14 protein-coding genes and 3 tRNA genes are annotated in these 19,691 nt (G+C 62.0%); 9 read left to right on the forward strand and 8 right to left on the reverse strand.

Features of this window, described 5'->3' with window-relative positions; translation table 11 throughout:
- Window positions 1–46: 46 nt before the first annotated feature.
- Together AC07XM_RS21380 and AC07XM_RS21385 are read right to left on the reverse strand one after the other, a co-directional pair.
- Window positions 47–253 carry a SlyX family protein gene (locus AC07XM_RS21380; protein WP_016488660.1) on the reverse strand — a complete coding sequence of 69 codons (207 nt, stop codon included), beginning with the start codon at window positions 251–253 and terminating at the stop codon, window positions 47–49.
- A gap of 1 nt (window position 254) precedes the next feature.
- The gene (locus AC07XM_RS21385; RefSeq protein WP_060519886.1) at window positions 255–674 is read right to left on the reverse strand and encodes an HIT domain-containing protein; all 420 of its coding nucleotides are present in this window, start codon (window positions 672–674) and stop codon (window positions 255–257) included.
- A gap of 684 nt (window positions 675–1,358) precedes the next feature.
- Here AC07XM_RS21385 and AC07XM_RS21390 point away from each other — a divergent pair.
- The 3 genes from AC07XM_RS21390 (at window position 1,359) to AC07XM_RS21400 (ending at window position 5,488) form a co-directional block, all read left to right on the forward strand.
- Window positions 1,359–2,639 carry an OprD family porin gene (locus AC07XM_RS21390; RefSeq protein WP_016488662.1) on the forward strand — a complete coding sequence of 427 codons (1,281 nt, stop codon included), beginning with the start codon at window positions 1,359–1,361 and terminating at the stop codon, window positions 2,637–2,639.
- Between the two features lie 159 nt (window positions 2,640–2,798).
- The gene (locus tag AC07XM_RS21395; RefSeq protein WP_016488663.1) at window positions 2,799–4,514 is read left to right on the forward strand and encodes a proline--tRNA ligase; all 1,716 of its coding nucleotides are present in this window, start codon (window positions 2,799–2,801) and stop codon (window positions 4,512–4,514) included.
- A gap of 20 nt (window positions 4,515–4,534) precedes the next feature.
- Window positions 4,535–5,488 (forward strand): hypothetical protein, encoded by a 954-nt coding sequence (locus AC07XM_RS21400; protein WP_060519884.1) that lies wholly within the window; start codon window positions 4,535–4,537, stop codon window positions 5,486–5,488.
- Window positions 5,489–5,515: 27 nt separating this feature from the next.
- On the opposite strand, the gene dinB is transcribed toward AC07XM_RS21400, so the two are convergent.
- Complete coding sequence (gene dinB, locus AC07XM_RS21405; protein ID WP_161775550.1) at window positions 5,516–6,574, reverse strand: DNA polymerase IV; 1,059 nt, start codon at window positions 6,572–6,574, stop codon at window positions 5,516–5,518.
- A gap of 219 nt (window positions 6,575–6,793) precedes the next feature.
- Between dinB and AC07XM_RS21410 the strand changes: the two genes are divergently transcribed.
- From AC07XM_RS21410 to AC07XM_RS21430, 5 genes are all read left to right on the forward strand, one after another.
- Window positions 6,794–6,870 (forward strand) — tRNA-Met (locus AC07XM_RS21410).
- Window positions 6,871–7,004: 134 nt separating this feature from the next.
- Window positions 7,005–7,081, forward strand: a tRNA-Met gene (locus AC07XM_RS21415).
- Window positions 7,082–7,216: 135 nt separating this feature from the next.
- Window positions 7,217–7,293, forward strand: a tRNA-Met gene (locus AC07XM_RS21420).
- 262 nt (window positions 7,294–7,555) lie between these two features.
- The gene (mprF, locus tag AC07XM_RS21425; RefSeq protein ID WP_016488666.1) at window positions 7,556–10,198 is read left to right on the forward strand and encodes a bifunctional lysylphosphatidylglycerol flippase/synthetase MprF; all 2,643 of its coding nucleotides are present in this window, start codon (window positions 7,556–7,558) and stop codon (window positions 10,196–10,198) included.
- Window positions 10,198–11,490, forward strand: coding sequence for a virulence factor family protein (locus AC07XM_RS21430; protein WP_070086528.1), 1,293 nt, complete (start codon window positions 10,198–10,200; stop codon window positions 11,488–11,490). The genes mprF and AC07XM_RS21430 overlap by 1 nt, the downstream gene beginning before the upstream one ends.
- A 917-nt stretch (window positions 11,491–12,407) precedes the next feature.
- On the opposite strand, the gene AC07XM_RS21435 is transcribed toward AC07XM_RS21430, so the two are convergent.
- Window positions 12,408–14,318 (reverse strand): potassium transporter Kup, encoded by a 1,911-nt coding sequence (locus AC07XM_RS21435; protein WP_023048903.1) that lies wholly within the window; start codon window positions 14,316–14,318, stop codon window positions 12,408–12,410.
- Window positions 14,319–14,554: 236 nt separating this feature from the next.
- On the opposite strand from AC07XM_RS21435, the gene rimO reads away from it, so the two are divergent.
- Window positions 14,555–15,886: a 30S ribosomal protein S12 methylthiotransferase RimO gene (rimO, locus tag AC07XM_RS21440; protein ID WP_016488669.1), complete on the forward strand. Its 1,332-nt coding sequence runs from the start codon at window positions 14,555–14,557 to the stop codon at window positions 15,884–15,886.
- A gap of 72 nt (window positions 15,887–15,958) precedes the next feature.
- On the opposite strand, the gene AC07XM_RS21445 is transcribed toward rimO, so the two are convergent.
- The 4 genes from AC07XM_RS21445 to AC07XM_RS21460 all read right to left on the reverse strand — a co-directional run.
- Window positions 15,959–16,708 carry a hypothetical protein gene (locus AC07XM_RS21445; protein WP_016488670.1) on the reverse strand — a complete coding sequence of 250 codons (750 nt, stop codon included), beginning with the start codon at window positions 16,706–16,708 and terminating at the stop codon, window positions 15,959–15,961.
- A gap of 54 nt (window positions 16,709–16,762) precedes the next feature.
- Window positions 16,763–18,466, reverse strand: coding sequence for a DUF5666 domain-containing protein (locus AC07XM_RS21450; protein WP_102690277.1), 1,704 nt, complete (start codon window positions 18,464–18,466; stop codon window positions 16,763–16,765).
- Window positions 18,463–19,257 (reverse strand): DUF6502 family protein, encoded by a 795-nt coding sequence (locus AC07XM_RS21455; protein ID WP_232247768.1) that lies wholly within the window; start codon window positions 19,255–19,257, stop codon window positions 18,463–18,465. The genes AC07XM_RS21450 and AC07XM_RS21455 overlap by 4 nt, the downstream gene beginning before the upstream one ends.
- Window positions 19,258–19,304: 47 nt before the next feature.
- Window positions 19,305–19,691 (reverse strand): hypothetical protein (locus AC07XM_RS21460; protein WP_178086769.1); only part of this gene is annotated, 387 nt, incomplete at its 5' end.

Below are 19,691 nucleotides of genomic sequence, written 5' to 3' on the forward strand. Positions count from 1 at the left end.
AGCGGCCTGGCGCCGCTCCTGCCAGGGTTTCTGTTGCTTCAGGACATCAGTAATGAGGCGGCGGCGCCTCTTCCCCTTCGCTGCCGTACTGGCCGACCATCTCTTCATGACGCTTGATCAGCTCGGCCACCTGCAATTGCAGCCGCTCGATCACCCGCGCCTGCTCGACCATCACGTCATTCAGCGCCTGGATAGTGTCATCCTGAAACGCTTGCCGGGTTTCCAGTTCAACAATACGCAATTCCAGTGACATGTCAGGCCTCCTGGTAGCCAGCAAGTTGCAGCCCACGCAGGCGCTGGCGGATGGCCTGCAACTGGTCTTCGCTGTAAGCCACAGCAGGGCACTTGCCCCAAACCGGTGCCGGCCAGGCCGCGTCGTCCCGCTGGCGTACGATCACGTGCATGTGCAACTGGCTGACGACATTGCCCAGCGTGGCCACGTTCATCTTGGCGGCGCCGTAACTGGCCTTCAGCGCTTCAGCCAGAAGGGTGGTTTCCTGCCACAACTGGTGCTGCTCCGCCGCATCCAGCTCGAATACCTCGCTGATCCCGGCGCGCTTGGGTACCAGAATGAACCATGGGTAGTTGGCATCCTTGCTCAGCAGCAGTTGGCACAACGCAAACTCCCCAAGCACCAGGGAATCCTGCTGCAAACGCGAATCCAGGACGAACACGGCATATCTCCTTCAGAACCCGCTTCAAGCGGAAAACAGGCCTGCAAGGATACCTTGCACACTCCCGGTAACACAGCGCTACTTTTCGCACCAAAATGAAGCCGCCTGCGCACCACCACCACACTTGCCACCCCACAAATGACTCTGGTTTAACAAATAGCGGTAACACATTGACTTTCATGGCAGGTTTCTAAATTTTAATGATTCTCGACTCCAACACCCCCTCATTGTGCCTTCGACCCGTATTTACGGCACTTTCCGACCCTCGGTAGCAGGTTTTGTGAAAAATTCATGAACTGTTGCGAATTTTGAGCACGCTTGTTGCATTCCCTTCACGCCAAGTCGGCACGGCATCTGCAATGGCAGGTGTACGCGACAAATAACAACAGCGGCATTGGTTACCAGGGAGTTTCCCTAGCCGGAATCAGCACTTGCAGGTTCACCACGGCGAAAGGAACAACGCTGGCGTTTACACGCCCTATAAACCGGGGTGTGATTTGCGACATGGAAATACTTAAACGCGACACGGCAAAAAAGTTCCGTAAAGAGTCTTTATAGCCATATCGCCAACAACAGTCAGCGTGCTATACATTTTCGCCGACATAACAAGAAAGAGCTGCACCCTATAACTAAAACACTTGGGCGCGGCGGTACTCTTCCTAAAAACCAAAGGAGCAAATCACGATGCGCGTGATGAAGTGGAGCATGATCGCCCTGGCCGTTGCGGCAGGGACCTCGCAGTTGGCAATGGCCTCGGCACAAGACGAGTCCAAAGGTTTCCTCGAAGACAGCAAGCTGAACGTAAAAACCCGCATGCTGTACTTCAGCCGTGACTTCCGTAACAACGACAGCGGCAAGAGCCGCGTCGAAGAAACCGGCCTGGGCTTCCTGGGCACCTTCGAATCGGGCTTCACCCAGGGCACCGTAGGCTTCGGCGTTGACGCCATCGGCATGCTGGGCCTGAAACTGGACAGCGGCAAAGGCCGCGCCGGCACCGGCCTGTTCCCGACTGCCTCCGATGGCCGTTCGCAAGATGACTACTCCGAAGGCGGCGGTGCAGTAAAACTGCGCGTGTCCAATACCGTGCTGAAGTTCGGCGACCAGTTCACCGCCCTGCCGGTACTTGCCACCGACGACAGCCGACTGCTGCCAGAAGTTGCTGAAGGTGGCCTGATCACCAGCAACGAAATCGATGGCCTCACCCTGCACGCCGGTCACTTCACCGCCCTGAACGCCCAGGCCCAGACCTACCACGATAGCCTGCGCCTGACCGAGGCCAACGTCTTCGGTGGCACCTACGCCATCAACGACAACCTCAGCACCAGCGTCTACTACTCGCGCATTGAAGACCACTTCCGCAAGTGGTACGGCAACATCAACTGGGCGCTGCCGATCAGCGACAAGCAAGGCCTGGTGTTCGACTTCAACATCTATGACACCAAGTCCATCGGCGACAACCTGACCGGCGCATTCGTCAGCAAGGCTGACGGCAGCAACGAACTGGACAACATTGCAGCCAGCCTCTCGGCCGCCTACAACATTGGCGCCCACACCTTCACCCTGGCTTACCAGAAGGTCAGCGGCGACGGCGACTACGCTTACGGCGTCGACGGTGGCGGCACCATCTTCCTGGCCAACTCCGTTGCCCGTTCCGACTTCAACGCCGAAGACGAGAAGTCCTGGCAGGCACGCTACGACCTGAACTTCGCCGAATACGGCGTACCTGGCCTGACCTTCATGACCCGCTATGTTCGCGGCTCGGGCGCCACTACCGAAAGCACCAACAACGGCAAGGAATGGGAACGCGACGTAGACGTCAAGTACGTACTGCAGAGCGGCCCGGCGAAAGACCTGAGCTTGCGCGTGCGTCAGGCCACCTACCGCTCCAGCGACGGCGTTTACTACGGTTCGAGCTCGATCGACGAACTGCGCCTGATCGTGGAATACCCGCTGAGCATCCTGTAAGCCTGGCTTGCAGTGCCCCGCACTTGAAAAGCCCGGCGATCTCGCCGGGCTTTTTCTTGGCTGACAAGCGCCCCGCCCTGGGGCATCCTGTACGCCTTCGTTTCGCCCCCGTACAATGCGGGGCTATTTCAACGTCTTAGGCAATCGACACGGCTAACCATGCGCACCAGTCAATATTTGCTCGCCACCCAGAAAGAAACCCCTGCCGATGCAGTGGTCATCAGCCATCAGCTCATGCTGCGTGCCGGCATGATCCGCAAACTGGCCTCCGGCCTGTACACCTGGCTGCCGATGGGCCTGCGGGTAATGCGCAAGGTCGAGGCCGTGGTGCGTGAGGAAATGAACGCCGCCGGCGCCCTGGAAGTGCTGATGCCAAGCATCCAGCCTGCCGAGCTGTGGCAGGAGTCCGGCCGCTGGGAGCAGTACGGGCCGGAGCTGCTGCGCCTGAAGGACCGCCACCAGCGCGACTTCTGCGTTGGCCCGACCCACGAAGAAGTCATCACCGACCTGGCCCGTAACGAGCTGTCCAGCTATAAACAGCTGCCACTCAACATGTACCAGATCCAGACCAAGTTCCGTGACGAGATCCGCCCGCGCTTCGGCCTGATGCGTGGCCGCGAATTCATCATGAAGGACGCCTATTCGTTCCATGCCGACCAGGCTTCCCTGCAGGAAACCTACGACCGCATGCACCAGGCGTACAGCAACGTATTCACCCGCCTGGGCCTGGACTTCCGTCCAGTGCAGGCCGACACCGGCTCGATCGGTGGCAGCTACTCGCACGAGTTCCACGTACTGGCCGACTCCGGCGAGGACGACGTAATCTTCAGCGACAGCTCCGACTACGCCGCCAACATCGAGAAGGCCGAAGCCATCCCGCGTGAAACCGTGCGCCCTGCCCCTACCGAGGAGCTGCGCCTGGTCGACACCCCGGACGCCAAGACCATCGCCCAGCTGGTGGAAAACCATGGCCTGGCGATCGAAAAAACCGTCAAGACCCTGATCGTGCGCGGAGCCGAAGAAGGCAAGCTGATTGCCCTGATCATCCGTGGCGACCACGAACTTAACGAAATCAAGGCCACCAAGCTGGAACAGGTTGCCGACCCGCTGGTCATGGCCACCGAAGCCGAACTGCGCGACGCCATTGGCGCCGGTGCCGGCTCGCTCGGCCCGCTGAACCTGCCGCTGGAATGCATCATCGACCGTTCGGTTGCCCTGATGAGCGACTTTGGCATTGGCGCCAACATCGATGACAAGCACTACTTCGGCGTCAACTGGGAGCGCGACCTGCCGGTTCCACAGGTCGCCGACCTGCGTAACGTGGTCGAAGGCGACCCAAGCCCGGATGGCCAGGGCACCCTGGTGATCAAGCGCGGCATCGAAGTGGGCCACATCTTCCAGCTGGGTACCAAGTACAGCGAGGCGCTGAAGTGCCAGGTACTGGGCGAGAACGGCAAGCCGGTGGTTCTGTCGATGGGCTGCTACGGTATCGGTGTGTCCCGCGTGGTCGCCGCTGCCATCGAGCAGAGCTATGACGACAAGGGCATCATCTGGAACGATGCCCTGGCGCCGTTCCAGATCGCCCTGGTACCGCTGCGCTACGAAACCGAGGTGGTTCGCGAGGCAACCGACAAGCTGTACGCCGAACTGACCGCCGCCGGCTTCGAAGTGCTGCTGGACGACCGCGACAAGAAGACCAGCCCGGGCATCAAGTTTGCCGACATGGAGCTGATCGGCATCCCACACCGCATCGTCGTCAGCGATCGCGGCCTGGCCGAAGGCAACCTGGAGTACAAGCACCGCACCGAGCAGGACGCCCAGGCGTTGCCGCTCAATGAAGTGCTGAGCTTCCTGCAGGCCCGCGTTCGCCGCTGATAACCAATGCACGAGTGATCATGTTCAAGCGAAGTACCTTTACCCTGGGGGGCGCCGCACTGTGCGGCGCCCTGCTCGTCAGCGGCTGCGCCAACCAGATGTCCCAGCGCAGCGACCATGAGGAGCGCGTCGAGCGCAAATTGCTCGAGCACACCCTGCAGATCGATGTCGGCGAGCCGAAGGTGATGGAGCTTCCGCAACGGCGTGTGCGCGTGCATGAGCAAAAGCGCTTCGAAGTCACCGAGTTCGAAGTCACCCGTCGCTACGACCGTTACACGCCCTACCAGCCCTGGCGGGAGGTCTACGAGATCCCGCTGGGCGCAGTGGCCGTGGTGGCGGGCGTTGGCGCCAATGTGGTCAACGTCTTTACCTTGGGCAACCTGCCGCAAAGCATCACCCACGACTGGCTCAGCTACGGCGTGGACGGGCTCAACCCGTTCATGAACGTGCCGTCCAACGGGCGTGCCCAGCAGAACCTCGCTGGGATCAGCGAAGTGCAGAAAGGTAAACGCGAGGAGTCCACCAGCGTGCCCTGGAGCGAACGCCTGGTCGAGGTCAAGGCCGGCAAGATGACCCACGAACTGACCACCGACAGGAACGGCGTACTGCGTTTGAACCTGCTCGACAGCCCGTTCTCCGAGCAGAACCTCAACCACGTCGGCACCCTGCACCTTCAGGTACTCGATGAAGACAACGCCGTACGGGGTGATGCCAGCCTGCTGGTCAGCGCCACCCTGCGCAACAAGCTGCTCGAAGCCCATGAGCTGATCTTCGATGACCTTGAGGATGACGATGTTGGCCAGTGGGTACACCGGGTCAAGCGTCTGTCGGAGCTGGGCCTTGAAGAAGAAGCCAGTGAAATGGAACAAAGCCTGATCGAGCTGACCCGCAACGATCCGGAACTGCAGCAGGAGTTTCTGCAATCGCTGACCAAGGCCACTGGCCGGTTGGTGGCAGACCCCGGCGCGCAGTAAATGAAAGGGCCGCGATGCGGCCCCTTCTTATTCAGGCGTAAACAACTCCAACTGCTCATGCGCTCCGCGCATATCGCGCAGCCTTACCCCTACCCCCAACAAGCGCACCGGTTTGCCACCACGGGCAAACGCCTGCCCCAACAGTTGCCGATAACTTTCAAGGTCCCGCCCAGCCCCTGCCTGCTCCATGGTGGTCTGGCTGAAGTCGTGGAACTTGACCTTGACGAACGGCTTGTCCGGCCGATAACTGCTGTCCATACGGGCGATACGTTCGTTAAGGCTTTCCAGCAGCTCAGGCAACCGCGCCAGGCAACTGGCCAGGTCCGGCAGGTCAGTGTCGTAGGTGTTTTCAACGCTGACTGACTGCCTGCGGCTGTCATTGTGTACGGCGCGCTCATCAATACCCCGCGCCAGCCCCCACAAACGCTCGCCAAAGCTGCCAAACTCACGCACCAATGCCAGGCGTGACCATTCCCGCAGATCAAGGCAGGTTTCGATGCCCAGCCGTGCCAGTTTATCTGCCGTCACTTTGCCCACCCCATGCAACCTGGCCACCGGCAGGGCGGCAACAAAGGCCTCCACCTCGCCCGGGGTAATCACGAACAGTCCATTGGGCTTGCGCCAGTCACTGGCAATCTTGGCCAGGAACTTGTTTGGCGCCACGCCCGCCGACACCGTGATATGCAAGGTGCGGGCGACGCGTCGGCGAATATCCTCGGCGATGCGCGTGGCGCTGCCCGAATACCACTGGCTGTCGCTCACATCCAGATAGGCTTCGTCCAGCGACAAAGGCTCAATCAGCTCGGTGTAGTCACGGAAGATCGCGTGGATTTCCCGCGAGGCCTCTCGATAGGCCTCGAAGCGCGGCTTGACGATCAACAGGTCGGGGCACAGCTTCAGCGCATGCCGTGACGACATGGCCGAGCGCACACCATAGGCACGTGCCTCATAGTTGCAGGTGGCGATCACCCCGCGACGCTCGGGCGAGCCCCCAACCGCCATGGGCCGCCCGGCCAGGCGTGGGTCGTCACGCATTTCGATCGCGGCGTAGAAGCAATCGCAGTCGACATGGATGATCTTGCGCAAGGACATGGATGGCCGTCAGCACTGTAAATTCATACAGATAGTATCGCATGCGCCCCACTGATACACCTCACCCTCGCCCTCACACGACAAACTGCCTGAAAGCCCCGTCGCGCCTGACCTGCTTGCTGCCAGCAAGCGCTAAGGGATTGAACAAAAAAGGTTTTTCCAACGAAACTGCTTGACACCCGGGCTTAAATCCGTACAATTCGATCTCACAGGCGCGGGATGGAGCAGCCTGGTAGCTCGTCGGGCTCATAACCCGAAGGTCGTCGGTTCAAATCCGGCTCCCGCAACCAGATTCAAGAAAAGGCCACTGTTCATACAGTGGCCTTTTTCTTGGCCTTCAAAAAAGTAACGCCGAAAAACCTTCGATAAATCAAAGCTTAGCGCTTGACACACCTTCAGAAAACTGTAGAATCCGCCCCACAGACGCGGGATGGAGCAGTCTGGTAGCTCGTCGGGCTCATAACCCGAAGGTCGTCGGTTCAAATCCGGCTCCCGCAACCAAGTTCAAGAAAAGGCCACTGTTAACCCAGTGGCCTTTTTCTTTGTCCGCTGAAAAAGCATCATCGGAAAAACCTCGAAAAATCAAAGCTTAGCGCTTGACATACAAGCCACACGCTGTAGAATCCGCCCCACTGACGCGGGATGGAGCAGCCTGGTAGCTCGTCGGGCTCATAACCCGAAGGTCGTCGGTTCAAATCCGGCTCCCGCAACCATATTCGTCAGAACAAACCCCGCCTGTATAACAGCAGCGCGGGGTTTGTTGCGTTTGCGCTCGATGCTTTTCGTTGCTTCGATTTTCCCCCGGCCTCCAGCCAACCCGCAGGCTTGAGACATTGTGCCCAGGATGAACTATCTTTAACCCGGCCAGGCCGCTAAAAGCGCCTGAGCCCGGAGTAATATTGGATACGTTTTCCTAAGGGACTTTCACTTGGCCGTACCTCTCCTCTACCTCGCGCTGCATGGCCGGGGCAATCCATGACCTCTCACAACCCCGAACCTCCGGTGCCGCTCGCCTCGGCGCTACCCGGTGCCGTGCAGCGCCTGCCCTTGCTCGAACGCGTGAGCCGCTACCGCCAGCCCATCGGCCTGGTCGTGACCCTGGTGCTGTTCACCATGGCCTTGATTGCCTGCCGCCACCTGCTGAGCGAGCTGGATATCTACGCCTTGCACGATGCCATGCTCAGCGTGCCGGCCCAGTCGGTGCTGGGCGCCTTGCTGGCGACCGTGATCGGCTTTGTGATCCTGCTGGGTTACGAGTGGTCGGCCAGCCGCTATGCGGGCGTGAAACTGCCGGCACGCAGCCTGGTGCTGGGTGGTTTCAGCGCCTTTGCCATCGGCAACGCCATCGGTCTGTCGATGCTTTCGGGCGGCTCGGTGCGCTACCGTCTGTATGCACGTCAGGGGCTGGGGGCTGGCGAAGTCGCACGCATGACAGTATTTGCCAGCCTGTCACTGGGCTGCGCGTTGCCGCCCTTGGCCGCCCTGGCAACCTTGAGCGACCTGCCCGCAGCCTCGACCGCACTGGGGTTGGCGCCAGGCCTGCTGGCAGGTATCGCTGCCGCCGTGCTTGTGGCGTCTGCCCTGTTGGTGTTCGGCTTGTACCGCCGGCGCCTGGCCGAACAGCCGCTGGCCAATAACCTGCTGGTGCAACTGGGCCGCCGTACGCTGCGCCTGCCGGGCGCACGCCTGGCCGCCCTGCAATTGCTGATCACCGCGCTGGATGTGGCAGCAGCTGCCACCGTGCTGTACCTGTTGCTGCCCGAGGCCCCCCCCTTCGGCGCGTTTGTGCTGGTGTACCTGCTGGCCTTGGCCGCAGGCGTGCTTAGCCACGTACCGGGCGGCGTCGGGGTGTTCGAAGCTATCCTGCTCGCCGCCTTTGCCGACCAGCTCGGTGCCGCGCCACTGGCGGCCGCGTTGCTGCTGTATCGGCTGATTTATGTGGTGCTGCCACTGCTACTGGCGTGCGTGCTGCTGCTGGCCAATGAAGCCCGGCGCCTGCTGTTCGCACAGCAGGCCATCAAAGCCGCCTCCGGGATGGCCGCACCGATCCTGTCGATACTGGTATTCCTGTCCGGGATGGTGCTGCTGTTTTCTGGCGTCACCCCCGAAATCGACACGCGCCTGGAGCACATGGGCTTTCTGGTGCCGCACCGGCTGATCGATGCCTCGCACTTTGGCGCCAGCCTGATCGGCGTGCTGTGCCTGCTGCTGGCCCAGGGCCTGCGCCGGCGCCTGTCCGCCGCCTGGCTGCTGACCACCGTGCTGTTGCTGGTCGGCGCCCTGTTGTCGCTATTGAAGGGCTTTGACTGGGAAGAGGCTTGCCTGCTGACCTTCACCGCCGCCCTGCTGGCCCTGTTCCGTCGCTCCTTCTACCGGCCCAGCCGCCTGCTGGAGCTGCCGTTTTCGCCGGTGTTCCTGGTGGCCAGCGCCTGTGCAGTCGGCGCATCGGTGTGGCTGCTGCTGTTCGCCTACCAGGATGTGCCCTACAGCCACCAGCTGTGGTGGCAGTTCACCCTTGATGCCGATGCCCCGCGTGGCCTGCGCGCCGCCATGGGCAGTGCCTTGCTGCTGGCCGCCTTGGCGCTGACCTGGCTGCTGCGCACCGCGCCGCCGGTGATCCACCTGCCCGACGAGGAAGAACTGCAGCGCGCCAACCGTATTCTGCTGGCCTCCGACCAGCCCGACGGCGGCCTGGCCCTGACTGGGGACAAGGCGTTGCTGTTCCACCCCCGCGACAATGCCTTCCTTATGTATGCCCGTCGCGGCCGCAGCCTGGTGGCCCTGTACGACCCGATCGGGCCGGCCCAGGAGCGCGCCGAAATGATCTGGCAGTTCCGCGACCTGTGCGACCTGCACCACGCCCGGCCCGTGTTCTACCAGGTACGCGCGGAAAACCTGCCGTTCTATATGGACATTGGCCTGACTGCACTGAAGCTGGGCGAGGAAGCCCGGGTCGACTTGCGCCGCTTCGATCTCGAAGCCAAGGGCAAGGAAATGAAGGACCTGCGCTACACCTGGAACCGTGGTGGCCGCGACGGCCTGAGCCTGGAAATCCACGAGCCCGGCCAGGCCCCGCTGGCAGAGCTGAAGGAAATTTCCGATGCCTGGCTCTGCGGCAAGAACGTGCGCGAGAAAGGCTTTTCGCTCGGGCGCTTCAGCCCGGAGTACCTGCAACACTTCCGCATTGCCCTGATCCGCTTCCAGGGTCGGCCGGTGGCCTTCGCCAACCTGCTGGAGACCCACAGCAACGAACTGGCCAGCCTCGACCTGATGCGTGCGCACCCCGAGGCACCGAAGCTGACCATGGAGTTCATGATGATCGGCCTGATCCTGCACTACAAAAGCCATGAGTATTCCCGCTTCAGCCTGGGCATGGTGCCGCTTTCCGGCCTTCAGCCGCGGCGTGGCGCGCCTCTGACCCAGCGCCTGGGCTCGATGGTGTTCCGCCGTGGCGAGCAGCTTTACAACTTCCAGGGGCTTCGACGCTTCAAGGACAAGTTCCAACCGGATTGGGAACCCCGCTACATGGCCGTGCCGGCCGGGCTCGACCCGCTGGTGGCACTGGCTGATACTGCCGCCCTGATTGCAGGCGGCCTGACTGGATTGGTGAAACGTTGATGACCCGACGCTTTTGGCTGTACCTGCTGGTTCCCCTGCTGCTGGCCGCCCTGGGGGGTGCGCTGGCGTTCTGGCTATGGACGCGCCCCGCCCCCGAAGCGCGCCTGGAGCAATTGAGCATCAATGGCACCAGCATCACCCGCGTGACCCCAGGTGTGCACCCCAAGGCCCGGGTGGCCATCGGTGTGCCACAGGATCAGGCGCTGACGGACAAGCAGTTGCTCGACCTGAGCCAGGCCGCTGAAGCCCAAATGGTGCAGGTGATTTTGCCGCCTAACGATTGCAGCAAGCAGCAACAGGCGATGGACCAGGGCTTGGCCGAGCTGCCGGAAAAGCCGACGTTGGTCGCCGGTATCGGCCCTGGCGCCGCCCAGGCCTGGCGCTGGCTGGCCAACCAGAACAATGACAAGGCCCGGGCCATTTCCGTGGACTTCAACCTGGAGCAACCTGGCTGCCAGTCCCCCCTGCCCAAGGCGGCTGCCCACGGCCACTGGAACGTCGCATGGAACGACAACCCGGATGACGCCAGCGCCGCCTTCGTGCGCGACCAGGTCAACGCCGAAACCAGCATCAGCGATTACGACATCCATCTGCCCCAAGTGCTCAAGGCCCAGCTGACCCAGGCCCTGGTAGGTCACGACGGCAACGCCCTGGCCATCCCTGTGGTGGAAGTGCCGGCCGGGCAGACCACCGACACGGTCACCCTGTTCCTCTCCGGTGACGGCGGTTGGCGCGACCTTGACCGCGATGTTGCCGGAGAAATGGCCAAGCTGGGCTACCCGGTGGTGGGTATCGACACGCTGCGCTATTACTGGCAGCACAAAACCCCGGAGCAAAGCGCTGCCGACCTGTCCGAGCTGATGCAGCACTACCGACAGAAGTGGGGCACCAAGCGCTTTGTCCTCACCGGTTATTCGTTCGGTGCCGATGTGCTGCCGGCAATCTACAACCGCCTGCCGGTGGAAGACCAGCAACGTATCGACGCAGTGATGCTGCTGGCCTTTGCCCGCAGCGGCAGTTTCGAGATCGAGGTCGAGGGCTGGCTGGGCAAGGAAGGCCAGGAAGCACCAACCGGACCGGAAATGGCCAAACTGCCAGCCTCCAAGGTGGTGTGCGTGTATGGCGTGGAAGAGAGCGATGAGAGCGGTTGCACCGAAAAGACCGCGGTGGGTGAACGCCTGAAGCTGCCTGGGGGGCACCACTTTGATGAGAACTACCCGGCGCTGGCCAAGCGCTTGATTGGTGAGATCGAGACACGCCAAGGTAAATCCAGCGTCGCCGAACAGAACTGAATGTGCCTGAGCTCCGCGAAGCAGGTTGCGCATGGGATGGCACCGGCTTTGCCGGTGTTCGCGGGGCAAGCCCGCTCCCACAGTGATCGCGCTAGCGTTCAAGCATTGTGCAAGCCAGTTCCACAGGTATTACACGAGCCCTAAGCCTGCGCCGTACCTGTGTGGGGCTTGTCCCGCGAACACCGGCAAAGCCGGTGCCAGACACCGCGTTTCCCGGTTTGTACCCAGGGCAAGCCTCCTCCCACAGTGATCGCGCCAGCTTTCAAGCATTGTGCAAGCCAGTTCCACAGGTATTACACAAGCCCTAAGCCTGCGCCGTACCTGTGGGAGCGGGCTTGTCCCGCGAACACCGGCAAAGCCGGTGCCAGACACCGCGTTTCCCAGTTTGTACCCAGGGCAAGCCTCCTCCCACAGTGATCGCGCTAGCGTTCAAGCATTGTGCAAGCCAGTCCCACAGGTATTACACAAGCCCTGAGCCTGCGCTGTACCTGTGGGAGCGGGCTTGTCCCGCGAACACCGGCAAAGCCGGTGCCAGACACCGCGTTTCCCCGGTTGTACCCAGGGCAAGCCTCCTCCCGCAGTGATCGCGCTAGCGTTCAAGCATTGTGCAAGCCAGTCCCACAGGTATTACATAAGCCCTAAGCCTGCGCTGTACCTGTGGGAGCGGGCTTGTCCCGCGAACACCGGCAAAGCCGGTGCCAGGCACCGCGTTTCCCGGTTTGTACCCAGGGCAAGCCTCCTCCCACAGTGATCGCGCCAGCTTTCAAGCATTGTGCAAGCCAGTCCCACAGGTATTACATAAGCCCTAAGCCTGCGCTGTACCTGTGGGAGCGGGCTTGTCCCGCGAACACCGGCAAAGCCGGTGCCAGGCACCGCGTTTCCCCGGTTTGTCCCCAGGGCAAGCCTCCTCCTGGCAGTCAGATCTCGACCTGGGTCCCCAGTTCGATCACCCGGTTCAGCGGCAGGTTGAAGAAGCGCAGGTTACCGTTGGCGTTCTTCAGCAAGAACGCAAACAGGTTGCCCCGCCAACGCGACATGCCTTCCAGACGTGAAGCGATGACCGTTTCGCGGCTCAGGAAGTAGGTAGTGCGCATCGGGGTGAAGTCCAGATCGTCCCGATGGCACAGCTTCAATGCCGCCGGCACGTCCGGCTCGTCCATGAAGCCAAAGTGCAACACCACACGGAAGAACCCGTCGCCATAAGCCTCTACCTCGAAGCGCTCCTGTTCCGGTACCCGCGGCCGGTCCTCACTGACCACAGTCAGCAACACCACCTGGCTGTGCAGCACCTGGTTATGCAGCATGTTGTGCAGCAGCGCGTGGGGCACGGCATCAGACCGTGCAGTGAGGAACACCGCCGTGCCTTCGACCCGGTGCGGCGGCTGAATGCGAATACTGCTGATGAACAACGGCAACGGCAGCGCACCTTCGTCGATGCGTTCTACCAGGATCTGCTTGCCGCGTTTCCAGGTGCTCATCAGCAGGAACAACACCCCGCCGGCCAATACCGGAAAGGCACCGCCCTGGACGATTTTCGGTACGTTGGCAGCGAAAAACAGCCCATCGACAAGCAGGAAGCCCACCAGGATCGGCACGGCCAGCACCGGCGGCCACTTCCACAGCAGCAGCATCACCGCCGATACCAGAACGGTGGTCATCAGCATGGTGCCGGTCACCGCCACACCGTAGGCCGCCGCCAGGGCGCCGGACGACTCGAAGCCGATCACCAGCAGTACCACGCCCACCATCAACGTCCAGTTCACGGCACCAATGTAGATCTGCCCCTGTTCGTCGCTGGAGGTGTGCTGGATATGCATACGCGGAATGTAACCCAGCTGGATGGCCTGGCGGGTCAGGGAAAAGGCCCCGGAAATGACCGCCTGCGAGGCAATCACAGTGGCCATTGTGGCCAACCCGACCAACGGCAGCAGCGCCCAGTTCGGCGCCAGCAAGTAGAAGGGGTTACGCGCTGCCTCCGGGTCTTGCAGCAGCAGTGCACCCTGGCCGAAATAGTTGAGCACCAACGCGGGTAGCACCAGGATGAACCAGGCCCGGGCGATCGGCTTACGGCCAAAATGCCCCATGTCGGCGTACAGCGCCTCGGCGCCGGTCAGCGCCAGCACCACCGCGCCAAGAATGGCCACGCCCATGCCCGGGTGCACCACGAAAAAGTTGACTGCCCAGCCTGGGTTGAAGGCCTTGAGCACCTCCGGGCTCTGAGAGATACCGTGCACGCCCAATGCGCCCAGCACCACGAACCAGGTGACCATGATCGGGCCAAACAGCTTGCCGATCTTGTCGGTGCCGTGCTTCTGCACCAGGAACAGCGCCACCAGCACCACCAGCGAAATCGGCACCACCCAGTGGTCGATACCGTCAAACGCCAGGCCCATGCCCTCCACGGCCGACAGCACCGATACTGCCGGGGTGATCATGCTGTCGCCGTAGAACAGCGACGCGCCGATCAAGCCGCAAATCACCATCAGCGTGCGCAACCGCGGATAGGCAGCCGTGGCCCGCCGCGCCAGCGCGGTCAGCGCCATGGTGCCGCCCTCGCCCTGGTTGTCGGCCCGCAGGATGAACATCACGTACTTGAACGACACCACCCACAACAGCGACCACAGGATCAGCGACAGGATACCCAGCACGCCATCGTGGTTGACCGGCACTCCGTAACCGCCGGTGAAGACTTCCTTGAGGGTATACAAAGGGCTGGTGCCGATATCGCCATAAACCACCCCGACCGCCGCCACGAGCAGGCCAAGCGAGCGAGCCGCGCCCTGCTTTGCCGCGTGCCCGCCCTCGGCGTGACTGCTTGCCTGAACCATCGACCACTCCCGCAGACGGCCATCTCGGCCTTTAGTATTCACTCGCGCGCCTGGCCCTCGGAGGCACCATCACGCAACGGCGCGAAGCATAGCGCAGCGTTCGTCGTATTTCTGCTGGTCAAGCGACCTTGCGCTCGCTAGAATTGCGCACTTTTTGATCAGAGGCGCTAAAAAGCGCCCGTCAAGATCGCCCGCGATTCCGGCCGGGCGACCTGTATTCAATACCGAGGTTAGTCATGTCCACCACGCCCGCCACCCCCAAGGTAGGTTTCGTAAGCCTGGGTTGCCCAAAAGCCCTGGTCGATTCCGAGCGCATCCTCACCCAGCTGCGCATGGAAGGCTATGAAGTCGTGCCCACCTACGAGGACGCCGACGTGGTGGTGGTCAACACCTGCGGCTTCATCGACAGCGCCAAGGCCGAGTCGCTTGAAGTGATCGGCGAAGCGATCAAGGAAAACGGCAAGGTCATCGTCACCGGCTGCATGGGTGTCGAGGAAGGCAGTATCCGTGACGTGCACCCGAGTGTACTGTCGGTCACCGGCCCACAGCAGTACGAGCAGGTGGTTAACGCAGTGCACGAAGTCGTGCCGCCGCGCCAGGACCACAACCCGCTGATCGACCTGGTGCCACCACAGGGCATCAAGCTGACCCCGCGCCACTATGCGTACCTGAAGATTTCCGAAGGCTGCAACCATAGCTGCAGCTTCTGCATCATCCCGTCGATGCGCGGCAAGCTGGTCAGCCGCCCGGTAGGTGAAGTGCTGAGCGAGGCCGAGCGCCTGGTCAAGGCCGGGGTCAAGGAGATCCTGGTGATTTCCCAGGACACCAGCGCCTACGGCGTAGACGTCAAGTACAAGACCGACTTCTGGAACGGCCGCCCGGTCAAGACCCGCATGCTCGAGCTGTGCGAGGCCCTGAGCAGCCTGGGCGCCTGGGTACGCCTGCACTATGTGTACCCCTACCCGAACGTCGACGACGTGATTCCGCTGATGGCCGCCGGCAAGATCCTGCCGTACCTGGACATCCCGTTCCAGCATGCCAGCCCGAAAGTGCTCAAGTCGATGAAGCGCCCTGCCTTCGAAGACCGCACCCTGGCGCGTATCAAGAACTGGCGCGAGCAGTGCCCTGAGCTGGTAATCCGCTCCACCTTCATCGTCGGCTTCCCGGGCGAGACCGAGGAAGATTTCCAGTACCTGCTGGACTGGCTGACCGAAGCCCAGCTCGACCGTGTGGGCTGCTTCCAGTACTCGCCGGTAGAAGGCGCCCCGGCCAACGACCTGGGCCTGGAAGAAGTGCCGGACGACATCAAGCAGCAGCGCTGGGACCGCTTCATGGCCCACCAGCAGGCCATCAGCACCGCCCGCCTGCAACTGCGCATCGGCAAGGAAATCGACGTGCTGATCGACGAAGTCGAGGAGCAAGGTTCGGTTGGCCGCAGTTTCTTCGATGCCCCGGAAATCGACGGCAGCGTTTTCATTGATGGCGACCATGGCTTCAAGCCGGGCGACAAAGTGCGTTGCCGTGTAGTAGATGCCGACGAATACGACATGTGGGCAGAGCCCATCTAAAGCGGCTGAAACATGAAAAGCCCCTGCCCTGCCATTCCACGCAAGGAATGACGCGAGCAGGGGCTTTTTTCGTCAGAACGTGTGAAACAGCATCAGGCCACCCTCTGCATCCGGGCTCGCATCAGAGAAGCCTTTGACCGCGTAGAGCTGGACTTTCCATTGCTGGTTGAGCTTGTGGGTCAGGAACAGGGTGAGCTCCTTGATCTGCGAACCGGTCGAGACCACTTTCTGCCGCCAGTCGTAGGAGGCGCCCGCCGAAGTACCCGCAGCCACTGGCAGGGCGAAGCCGAGGCTGACAAATACCGGGTCGTCGAAATCGCTGTCGGGCGGGTCGCCGAACTTCTTCCAGCCCAATGTCGCGAAACCGGTGACCGGGCCAAAGCCCTTGGTGATGTCGACCTGGGCGGTGTAGTCATATTCACCGGTGCCAAGGCACTGGTCTTCATCGGCGGTTGGGAATTTGACCTTGCCGATCAGGTCGAGCATCAGGCCGCCGTCACTGCCATCTAGCAGGGCATACCCGGCGCTGGCGACCGTGTCACCCAGCCCGCTCTCCACATCCCGGCAACCTCCGGGCAAGGGGTCACCATTGGGGCCTACTTCCGGGTTGGTGATGCGCAACCAGGGCACGGTGACCTTGTAGGTCATGGGGCCGGTTTCATATTTGCCGACCACGGGGACGTACCAGATTTCCGAAGTGGTACCTGTGCCATAGTCGCCACTTGAATAGTCCATGCCGATGGCGGTGCTGAAGGTATCGGCCACGGTCGACGCACTGGTACATGACAGCAGGCAGGCAAAAAGAGGGAGCGCGGGTCTCATCTGCACCTCAGTACCCCTTCGGGAAGTGTGGTCGGACTTCCCCAGCCTAGTTGCCTAACGCCCGGATCGCTCCGGATGCTCTACTTTTTCGACGGTCTCTACCTTTTGCGGCCTTTCGATGGTTTCGATTTTCTCGACTTTTTCCACCTTCTCGACCTTTTCAGGCTTTTCGACTTTCTCTACCTTTTCAGGCTTTTCCACCTTCTCGACCTTCTCAACTTTTTCTACTTTCTCGACCTTTTCAGGCTTTTCCACCTTCTCGACCTTCTCAACTTTTTCTACTTTCTCGACCTTTTCAGGCTTTTCCACTTTCTCGACCTTCTCAACTTTTTCTACTTTCTCAACCTTTTCCACTTTCTCGACTTCAACCTTCTCTACCCGATCACCCTTGCCACTGTTGCTGCTCTCGGGCTGCTCCACGGTTTCGACATGATCTGACTTACCAGACTTGTCCACGCTTTCAGACCTGCCGTGACCACTGGCGTCTTCAACGGTACTGCGCCCTCTGTGATCATCACTGCTTTCGCTGCGAACGCTGGTCGCCTCGCTTGTTCCATGGCCGCTGTTGTCGGAGCCGGCTGAGTCACTGCTGCCGTGCTCGCCGCCATGCCCCGAATGGCCTCGGCCCGGGTTGTCAGCACGGTCATCCTGGAATTCCACACGGGTGGCCCGTAACTCGTGAGTACCACTGAGCACGCCGCTCACCCGAACGCGTTGATCGAGCGCCAATCCTGCAGGCTGCCTGCCGACAACCACAGTGCCCTGCCCCAGCGTCACATTAATGCCCGCGACCACCAGTTGCCGTGCCTGAACGCGCTGCACCAGCCCTTCGACCACCGCCTGCTGTACACGGCCAGCAAACGGCAGGCTCGGGTCTGGGCGGGTTTGTGCCACTTCCAGCTGGCGCCCGGTCCACTGGCCGCGCACCAGCACTTCCCGCGCGGGGGCTACGCGGGTGCCCAGCGTCAACCCTTGCAGGCTGCCTGGGCGGTCGATTGCACCAATGGCACTGGCCTCCCTGAGGCCCGGCGCCCGTTCGATACGGGTTGCCACCACTTCGCCCGTGGCATCGCGCAAGCCGCTGACCCGGACCGGCTCGCCCGCACGCAGCCCTTCAGCCACCCGCGCGCCTGCGGCGAGCCGCACAGGCTGGCCCATCACCCGCAGGGGGGCCGAAGCATTGGGGAGCGCCGTCAGCGGCCCTTCGTAGACGTTGAGGATCGAGATACGCCCTGCCTGGAGACCGCGCTGGGTGGCAATTGCCTCCACCGCTACAACCTGCCCGATCGCCAAGTGAGCACTGCTGGCGGGTGCACCGTTTTCACTCACCGGCACGTTTTTGCCATAGTGCACTTCCATGCCATTGACGCAGATCGAAGCAAACCCGGTGATGGTGCCGACGATGCCGGTACCACCGGTACCGCCTGGGCGCAGGATCGGCGCACCGGTACCGCCTACCCCGCCATTACCGTTATCAGAGTAGGTGCCGTCCACACCTTCGGCCACCGCGCCAGTACCGCCGGTGCCGCCAGGACGTTGCGGGAAGGGCGCGCCAGTGCCGCCGACACCACCGTTTCCACTGCGTGCACCGGTACCGCCTGTCCCCCCCGGAAACTGCAGGCCTGTGGCACCGGCCATGCCCACTTCGTCGCGGCTGACACAAACCGGTGCTGCGACCACATCGGCAGGCGCCGCCAGGTTCAACCCCAGGACCAGGGCAAAGGCAACGACACGGAGGCAGCGCGTGAGGGGCGTCATGGGCCTGGCGTCTTGGACAATTCGGGGTCGGTAGCTTCAGTGTAGAAATAAAGCCCGACAGTGATGCGCTGACGTTGCTCCGCGCTGGGCACATCAACGCTTTCCAGCTCTGCTGCGAGCCGGCTGAAGGCCAGCAGCGTCTGCATGCCATCTTTGGCAACCACTTCACGCACGTGCTCGACGCTGGCCGGGCTCAAAGCATCGTAGTGCACACTGCGTTCGAAGAACGGCAGGCCCTGGCCACTGAGGTTGTGCACCGCTGCGCAGGCATGGTCATGCAGGTTGTGGCCGAAGTACGCGGCTTTTTCATCGAAACCTTTCTGCGGCACGAACGCCTTGGCTTCCAGGTGCACACGATCCTGCTCATCAAGCCGGACGATGCCAAGGCGCAACCACTCATCCAGCACCACACGCCCGCGGATATCAGTGCTGACCGTGGCCACCAAGGCATCGAATGAACACTCGCCACCCACACTTGCCAAACGCGGCAGTGCCAGGGCCTGGCCAGGTGCCGAGCAGAACGGCGGGCGGGTGGTCCATGCATTGACCAACTGTGCGCCCAGGGTGATGTTCGCCGGCAAGGCCTCGAGTGCCGTGCCACCTTCGCTGCGCAGCCGCCGGACATCCTTGCGATGCACACCCGTGAGCAGGCTGATGCGACTGTCGGTGGGCGGGGTGCCGTCCAGGCCAAACTCACGATGGGCTACGTCGACGAACACCTCCTTGAGCAGGTCGGCGAACATCGTATAGCTAACCCCTTTGCGCAACATCAAGCGCACCAGCGGGCGCATGACACGCCGCAGTGCGCTTAACAGCGAAGGGGGCAGAGTTGGGCTGATCAACGCCTGTCAGCCCCTGCTGTTGTCATCACCCGGTTCGCCACCCACATGGTTGCCGTGATCATCACCAGGTTCACCACCAACGTGATTGCCGTGATCATCGCCAGGCTCGCCGCCGACATGGTTGCCATGATCGTCACCGGGCTCGCCGCCCACGTGATTGCCGTGATCGTCACCGGGCTCACCCCCCACATGATTGCCATGATCGTCACCCGCTTCAGCATGGTTGCCGCTGCGCCCAGCGTTTGAATCACCGGCGTGGCCCTGGCCGCTGCCACTGTTGCCGGCATGGCCACCGCCGTCTCCTCCACTGCCGTGGCCACCACCGCCGCCACTTCCGCCGCCACTTCCACCGCCGCTTCCGCCCCCACCACCGTGGCCACCAC

It is taken from the genome of Pseudomonas sp. GW460-LB5 (genome assembly GCF_059423245.1).